This window comes from Halocynthiibacter sp. (assembly GCF_049608145.1).
GTDB lineage: Bacteria > Pseudomonadota > Alphaproteobacteria > Rhodobacterales > Rhodobacteraceae > Halocynthiibacter.
In genome coordinates, this window is the sequence record NZ_JBMYXF010000084.1 from 1 (window position 1) to 7,250 (window position 7,250).

The 7,250-nt window shown below is 51.6% G+C and carries 8 protein-coding genes; 3 read left to right on the forward strand and 5 right to left on the reverse strand.

All coding sequences use genetic code 11. The features are described 5' to 3' along the window. The 5 genes from ACPGUT_RS15460 to ACPGUT_RS15480 form a co-directional block, all read right to left on the reverse strand. Positions 1-247: hypothetical protein (locus tag ACPGUT_RS15460; protein ID WP_423992913.1), on the reverse strand; the 247-nt coding region annotated here is incomplete at its 3' end. Positions 248-573: 326 nt separating this feature from the next. Then, a complete protein-coding gene (locus ACPGUT_RS15465) occupies positions 574-1,245 on the reverse strand; it encodes a transaldolase family protein (protein ID WP_423992915.1) in 672 nt (223 codons plus the stop codon). A 2-nt stretch (positions 1,246-1,247) separates the two neighbouring features. Next, positions 1,248-2,213, reverse strand: coding sequence for a carbohydrate kinase family protein (locus tag ACPGUT_RS15470; RefSeq protein WP_423992927.1), 966 nt, complete (start codon positions 2,211-2,213; stop codon positions 1,248-1,250). Then, the gene (locus ACPGUT_RS15475) at positions 2,185-3,747 is read right to left on the reverse strand and encodes an ABC transporter permease subunit (protein WP_423992917.1); all 1,563 of its coding nucleotides are present in this window, start codon (positions 3,745-3,747) and stop codon (positions 2,185-2,187) included. The genes ACPGUT_RS15470 and ACPGUT_RS15475 overlap by 29 nt, the downstream gene beginning before the upstream one ends. 77 nt (positions 3,748-3,824) lie before the next feature. Beyond that, positions 3,825-4,760 (reverse strand): sugar ABC transporter substrate-binding protein, encoded by a 936-nt coding sequence (locus ACPGUT_RS15480; protein WP_423992919.1) that lies wholly within the window; start codon positions 4,758-4,760, stop codon positions 3,825-3,827. Positions 4,761-4,939: 179 nt separating this feature from the next. Between ACPGUT_RS15480 and ACPGUT_RS15485 the strand changes: the two genes are divergently transcribed. The 3 genes from ACPGUT_RS15485 to ACPGUT_RS15495 form a co-directional block, all read left to right on the forward strand. Next, positions 4,940-5,719 carry an ATP-binding cassette domain-containing protein gene (locus tag ACPGUT_RS15485; protein WP_423992921.1) on the forward strand — a complete coding sequence of 260 codons (780 nt, stop codon included), beginning with the start codon at positions 4,940-4,942 and terminating at the stop codon, positions 5,717-5,719. A 10-nt stretch (positions 5,720-5,729) separates the two neighbouring features. Next, complete coding sequence (locus ACPGUT_RS15490; protein WP_423992923.1) at positions 5,730-6,896, forward strand: ROK family transcriptional regulator; 1,167 nt, start codon at positions 5,730-5,732, stop codon at positions 6,894-6,896. A gap of 154 nt (positions 6,897-7,050) precedes the next feature. After that, positions 7,051-7,250: type II toxin-antitoxin system CcdA family antitoxin (locus ACPGUT_RS15495; protein WP_423992925.1), on the forward strand; the 200-nt coding region annotated here is incomplete at its 3' end.

Below are 7,250 nucleotides of genomic sequence, written 5' to 3' on the forward strand. Positions count from 1 at the left end.
CCTTTAGTCGATCGCGGTACGCGATGATATGCGCTTGCGTGACCCTGTAGAGATCTTCTTCACATTGCAGCCCCATCTTGGCGATGAAGTCTTTCACGCTGTGGCTGTAGGTCGTCCGCGTGTTGGTCGCGAAGTTGGCCAGCCAAACGTTGGGTTGAGAAACTTGGGTCAGGTCTTCGAAGTTTCCCACATTGTGAAGTGAGGCGTTTTTCGAACTGTTCGGATTTTGGATTGGAAGATCATTCATGGAAATTGTGTTCAGAAAGTAAGATCAGGATCTGCGTAATAATAGGTTACATAAAATACATTATGTAACCTATCTGGGATGTCAAAAGTATTGCTAATAATCCCCATTATCTGAGGTGTTTGGTAGGATCAAAAATGTCTCAAAACCTTACCTGTTCTGGTGTGGGTTTTTGAGACAGATTTATCGTTCCAGATCAGCCGGTGGGGCAGGGGGATCAAAACCCACCTTTTTAGATACCATATTTGGTTTCCGAATTTTTTTTCTGATGCTGTCATTCGCCTTTGGTTTGGCCGATGAACTCTTGCGGTTCACACCAACTTTAACGGCTAATTTGTGCCCTGTGCGTTGGCCACAGCTTCAAAGTCACGATATGCGACCTGTGCTCTTTCATCTTCTAAAAGCGCCCGCGCGATATCGGGGGCAATCGTGAAGCAATCACAGCCAATTTCCGCCAGCTTATTCATCTGTTCTGTCGACCGTAGTGACGCCACCAAAACGCGGGTGCCAGAACCTGCACCAATGGCAAGCATTTGTCGGATCATGTCATATGCAGGCAGGTCCGCCTCTAACATTCGGCCAAAGTATGGGGCGATGTAATCTGCGCCCAACCCCGTTGCGACAAACATCTGTTTTGCGTCATAGCAGGCGGTCATCAAGACTGGGTATCCATCTGACTTCAATTTTGGGACCTGACGGATCGCAGGCTCAACCAAGGGCACTTTTACGACAGTTCTGATATTTGCTTTCTGCCCGGCTGACATAAATGCCTCAGCCCAAGGGCGATAGGTGTCGGGCGAACCAAAGACTTGGGCATGGAGTTCCAGGGCACCCAAGTCAGCTGCACGCTGAGCCATGTCCGCCCAATTGATCTGCGGATAGGATAGGTTCGCACGGTGTGCCAACAGCGGGTTGGTCGTTATCCCCTTAAACATACCAACGGGCATAAGAGCATCCCATTCGGCAACATCGGCAGTATCAAGGTAAAGATCGAGGGGCATGTCTATCGTACCGCTTCCAAAAGTTCCGAACGTGTGGGTGGATCACAACCCTCCCGCCCACAGTTGATTGCGGCGGCGATACTTGCCTGATTAAGCAGCGATATAACCTGATCTTCGGTCAACGCATTTATCCGTTCGGCGGATAGGCAACCCATATCCGAAAGTGACATCAAGAGAGTCGCTGCAAAGGTATCGCCCGCACCGACTGCATCGACCAGGTTTTGGACGGGTGCCGCTTTGATCTGAACGCGATGGTGCCTCGTTATGGCAAGAGCGCCTTCTCGTCCTTTTGTTAGAACGATCAGGGCTGCAGAGGAGTGCTGTGTCAGTTCATGAAGTGCATCATCCTGGCTCTGATCTGGGTACAGGTCAGCCAAATCCTCATCGCTCAGTTTGATCATGGATATTTTCTGGACGATGCGAAAGATACGCTTGCGATAGACTTGAACATCTTCGATCACAGACATCCGAACGTTGGGATCAAGGGATACGAACATTCCGGCGTCAAAGGCATGGGCGAGGGCGCGTTCCCAGATGCCCGCGTCATCACCCTTCGTTAAGGTAAGTGATCCAGTGTGGAGCGCAGATGCATCGGTCAGTTGATCAACCAGACCTTCAAAAGTGATATCGCGTTCCGCTGTGCCTTCCCTCTCGAACCGATAACTGGGGATTCCGCTTGTTATTTCGACACGCGCCATTGTTGTCGGCAGGTTCACGCGCCCGCCGGTAAGGTCCACGCCCGCATCGACCAAAGCCGCAGCAAGTTTTCCGCCCCACGGATCGTTGGAGATAGGCGAGATGTAGCGGACATTTGCCCCTTGTCGTCCAAGTCCCATAGCCACGTTAAAAGGTGATCCACCAACCTTGGCAGTGACCTGACCGTCATTCGTTACATGATCGATCAGGTTTTCACCCCCAATGGCAAATAGCGGCGGATTTTTATCCTGTTGGTTGGAGTGTTCTGGCACGGTCAAAGATCATTCCCACAAATGCTGAAGCTGCAATCGCGACCGCGCCCAAAACGAGGAACGGTGCTGTGATTTGATAACCCATTGCGACAACAGGAACAATCATCAGAACAAAGCCCGCCGCCAGGATCAGCGTTGCAATCTTTGTGGTTCGGAAAATCATCACAGCAGCGACTATCGTTAGGATGGCCAGCAAGAGAGACCCAAACGCCGTGCTGGACGCTGCCGCCTGATAAGCGTCAAGATCAGCAGGTGATAACAGACGCGCGTTCTGACCCGGTGCCAAAGAGGTTCCTGCCTCACGCAACGCGACAGACGCATTGTGTTCAATGATACCAATTTTTGCGCCTAACCATATCGAAGCGGGCGTCATGAGGGACAAGAACGCCATGAACGCGCCGACACCCGCCAACAGTTTGCGCACCGCCCGGGGGTCTTTGGATTGGCGAACAATGTCGATACCCACTGCGACTAGGATGATCCCACCTGTCACAACCATCTGCCAAAATGTATTTAGCTGGGCCAGAGTAAGACCGTTATTGATCAGCTTCAAAAGGATCACGCCCATAAACGTGCCCCAAAGCGAACCACGACCGCCAAACAGTGAAGTCCCTCCAATAACGACAGCGGCAATCGCGTCAAGTTCCCACATCTGGCCATAGTCGGACTTGGCATAGGGTGCGCGGCCAAGGAACAACAACGCCCCCAAAGCAGCACAGAAGGAACAGATCATGTAGGTGATCAGCGTATACAGTTTAGTATTGATACCGGCTTGCCGTGCACCAGGTTCGTTTGAGCCAATGGCATATACATAGCGACCATAGCGTGTGTTTGCGATGAGGATCGCAAGGATGATGAAAAACCCAACGAAGATAAGCATCGACATTTGAAAAGTACGGAAAAAGTTGAGCCAGTTGTCATCAACAAAGGCCCCCAAGGTTTGTGCAAAGCCCGTCAGTTCACCATCTTTGTACGCGTCACGTAGCGCAGAAAATGGATTGTACCGCCCGAATGTGTCGAAGGCGTCCGGCAGCTTCGGGGTCGCTTGTGCGCTTGTTGTCAAATGGCCTGATCCACGCCAGATCGACAAACCTGCGAGGGTGACAATAAAGGCAGGCATCCCAAAATACGCAACAAGTGTGCCGTTAAACGCGCCGACAGCCATGCCAATTGCCAGGCCCGTCATGATCGCGAGGTAAGGCGGAAACCCCCAGAAGCTGGCAACATACCCCGTAAGCGCCGCCGTCATGCCCATAACCGATCCAACGCTCAGATCGATACCAGCCGTCAAGATGACCAATGTCATGCCCGCAGCAACAATCCCAATCGCGGCTGAGTTGTTCAGGATCGTCATCAGATTTGAAGGGCGGAAGAATAAGGTGTCGGGAGTTGCGACTTCAATCGCAATCCCAAGCACAACAATTGCCAACAAAGCCCCGGACCATTCGGCACGAAAAAACCGGACCATCCACATGATAAATTGATCTTGAAGCGCTATTTTTGACTTCGGAAGTGGCGTGCTCGTATCAGCCATGTCTGGGTCCTGCCTTGCTGAAATTTGGATACAAAAAGGGCGGGCTACACGATGTAACCCGCCCTAAAAGCGTTAGCTTATTGAATGCCAACCATGTCTTTGTAGACTGCGGATGTTTCTGGTGTCACCAGGAAGAACCCTGTGTCGATGCGACCCGCAACATCTTCGCCACGTGCAGCGGCTGCAGCGGCTTTGATGCCTTGGTAACCCATCTGGTACAGCATCTGTGCCGTGTTCGCGTGAACCCAACCAGCGTCCATTGCAACAATCGCGTCAGACGCGCCGTCAAAGCCCACCAGTTTCACATCACCTGCACTGTAGCCCAAGTTTTCCAAAGCAGCTTTTGCACCCATTGTGCCGCCATCCCAAGCGTTAGCGACCATTTTGACGTCGTCGCGGCTGTTCAGGATTGCTTCGACACCTTCTTGAGCTTGCTGAGAATTCCATTCTGTCGGAACAACGATAACTTCACTGTTCGGGCGTGCTGCCATGAAGCCAGCCATGAAACCGTCACGGCGTTCTTGGCCCGTGGACTGTGCTTGGTTGCCTGTAACATAGATGATTGCATCGCCATCAGCGACCAGCGTCGCGGCAACAGAACCTTGTACCTTTGCAACGGCTTCGTTGTCGGTCGCAACAAAAGAAGTAACGTCAGCACCGGAAACGCCGGTATCGATAGCGATGACAGGAATACCTGCATCCATTGCGTCGTTTACGGCTGGTGCAATACCTGCGCTGTCCACAGGCGCTACGCCGATGGCTTTTGCACCTTGTGCAACCAAGTTCTCAAAAACTTCCAATTGGCTGGACAGGTCGCCCTGGAAAGCTGGACCGACGGAAACCAGTGTAACGCCTTCTTCGTTGGCTGCGTCTTGTGCGCCTTGGTTGATCATCATCCAACCTGCGTTTGTGGCAGATTTGGTGATATAACCGATCACATCCTGTGCAGATGCGGACGATGCCGCGATAAGCGTTGCGATAGCCGCACCGGCAAAAATTGACTTCATTTTCATTGGTGGTTCCTCCCAGATACCATGCGCCCAGTTTCAAGTGGGGCGGTGTTGATGTGCGCAAGAAACGATGATTCCAGTGCGCTGTCAATAACTAAATCAACGTGATTTATTTATTGACTTGCCCGCAACAGACCGTATGGATGACCAAACACATTCAGCCAATGCAGTGGGGGATTGCCATGAAAGATCGTAAAATCATTCTGGAAACCAAAGGCTTAACAAAGCACTACGGTGGCGTCCAAGCTTTGAACGATGCAGATTTCACAATGTTCGAAGACGAACATATCGCTATCGTTGGGGACAATGGTGCTGGCAAGTCAACCTTTGTGCGCAACATCACCGGTGTCGAACAACGCACATCTGGGGATGTGTTCGTCGATGGAAAATCCGTCAATTTCCGATCCCCGCAAGAAGCCCGGGATCATGGCATTGAGACAGTTTATCAAAATCTTGCCCTTGCGGACCATTTGGATGTGCCCGCGAATATCTTCCTTGGTCGTGAAGAAGTGATGTTTGAATTTGGCCCGCTGTCTTGGTTGAACAAAAAGGCTATGGCCAAGCGATCTGCCGAATTGTTGGAAGAAACCGGGGTTAAAATCCCAGACGTTCGACAGCCGGTCGCAGGCATGTCCGGCGGGCAACGGCAATGTGTGGCCATCAGCCGTGCTGCTGGTTGGGGATCGAAACTGATCGTTATGGATGAACCAACGGCTGCCCTTGGTATTCAGGAAACCACCCGCGTTGAAAACATCATTCGTGGCCTTAAGGAACGTGGCGTGCCCGTGATCATCGTGTCCCACAACCTGCGTCAAGTCTTCAACCTTGTGGATCGGATCGTTGTGTTCCGTCGTGGTCGGATTGCGGGAGTGCTTGATGCGAAGACGGCGTCTGGTAACGACGTGGTTGCAATGATCACTGGCGTTGATCAAGGCGTTCACGAAGGCGCAAGCTACATCTAGGATTGGCAGAATGAACCTTCGTTTTCAGTCCACAGAAAATGACGCTCAGGTCCGTCCTTTCAATGAAAGGCTTATCCTAGACTTGGTTCGGCGAAACACTGAACTGAGCAAGGCAGAAATCGCCCGTAGATCAAAGTTGTCAGCCCAATCGGCTACGGTGATCGTCAATCGGCTTGTTGAAGAGGGCATGCTGAAGGCGGGAAAGTCTGTTCGGGGTAAAGTGGGTCAACCCTCCACCCCGTATCGGCTCAATCCTTTAGGGGCGGTGTCGGTGGGTATCAAAGTGGGACGACGGTCGGCAGAAGTTACGACAATGGCGCTGGACTATTCCATTATCGAGCACCGATCGCTTCGCTATGACTATCCGGTATATAATACGTTACGGGATGATCTGATCGCCCTTGCAAAAACGCTGATTTCTGAACTGCCTTCAGCGCAGTCAATATCTTTGCAAGGCGTGGGCCTCGCAATTCCTGATGCATTGTGGAGCTGGGAAGCAACCACAGGTGCGCCGCAAGGGGCAATGTCTGATTGGGAACATGCAACCCTTCGTGAAGACTTGGAAAATGCCTTGAACGTCCCGGTCGCAGAAATGAATGATGCGAATGCCGCTTGCCTTGCATCCCTTCGACTGGGTGCCGGCCGAAACTTAAGCTCGTTTGTATATTTTTACGTTGGTACATTTATCGGGGGTGGGCTTGCCTTCGGAGATCAGGTTTTTGAAGGCCTTGCAGGCAATGCCGGTGCGATTGGTTCGCTACCGACGCACTTGTCCGGCGAACGAAAAACTAGCCAATTGCTTGACTATGCATCGATCCATATTTTGGAAAATGCAATGGCCGACGCTGGTTTCGATGTTGAGAGCCTGTATTCAGGACAGCTAAATTCTGCAGCCGAAGACCTGTATGTGGAATGGCAAACCAAGGCAGCCGACGCGATTGCGTTCGCTGCAATGGGCGGACAAGTGTTTGTTGATCCTGAGGGGATTGTCCTGGATACAAGCCTCTCCCCACAGCTTCGGCAACGTCTGGTCGCCGCAGTAAACGCCGCGCTAGACGCATACGATCAACGCGGCATTCGCAAAGTTGAAGTCATACCCTGCGAGGTTGGCATCCACGCGAGATCGCTTGGAAGTGCACTGCTGCCTTACCAAACGTTACTGTCGGGAGAAGGTTAAAATGTTTTCGGCTCTTGTTGGTAGTAGCGAATAGCCATCACCTACCAAGTTACAGCCGGTCAATTTACATAAGATTGATTCTGCGTATAAGGCATGCGCATATTTGACGCGCATGTATAGACTAGGTTATCGTGCTCTTGAAAAGGGGCAACTTATGAACGCACATTCTCGGAAACCGACCAATTTATCTTTAGACAGCGAACTGCTGATCGAAGCACGGGAACTAAAGGTGAATTTATCACGTGCGGCAGAAGAAGGCGTTAGAGCGGCTGTTTCAACTGCTAAGTCTAAGCTTTGGAAATCGGAGAATGCCTCAGCACTGAGAAGCTCTAACAGCTACGTCGAAAAATACGG

Coding starts and splice junctions, on each gene's coding strand:
- ACPGUT_RS15485 (WP_423992921.1), top strand. CDS start 4,940: ATGAAAGATCGTAAAATCATTCTGGAAACCAAAGGCTTAACAAAGCAC.
- ACPGUT_RS15475 (WP_423992917.1), bottom strand. CDS start 3,747: ATGGCTGATACGAGCACGCCACTTCCGAAGTCAAAAATAGCGCTTCAA.
- ACPGUT_RS15465 (WP_423992915.1), bottom strand. CDS start 1,245: ATGCCCCTCGATCTTTACCTTGATACTGCCGATGTTGCCGAATGGGAT.
- ACPGUT_RS15490 (WP_423992923.1), top strand. CDS start 5,730: ATGAACCTTCGTTTTCAGTCCACAGAAAATGACGCTCAGGTCCGTCCT.
- ACPGUT_RS15480 (WP_423992919.1), bottom strand. CDS start 4,760: ATGAAAATGAAGTCAATTTTTGCCGGTGCGGCTATCGCAACGCTTATC.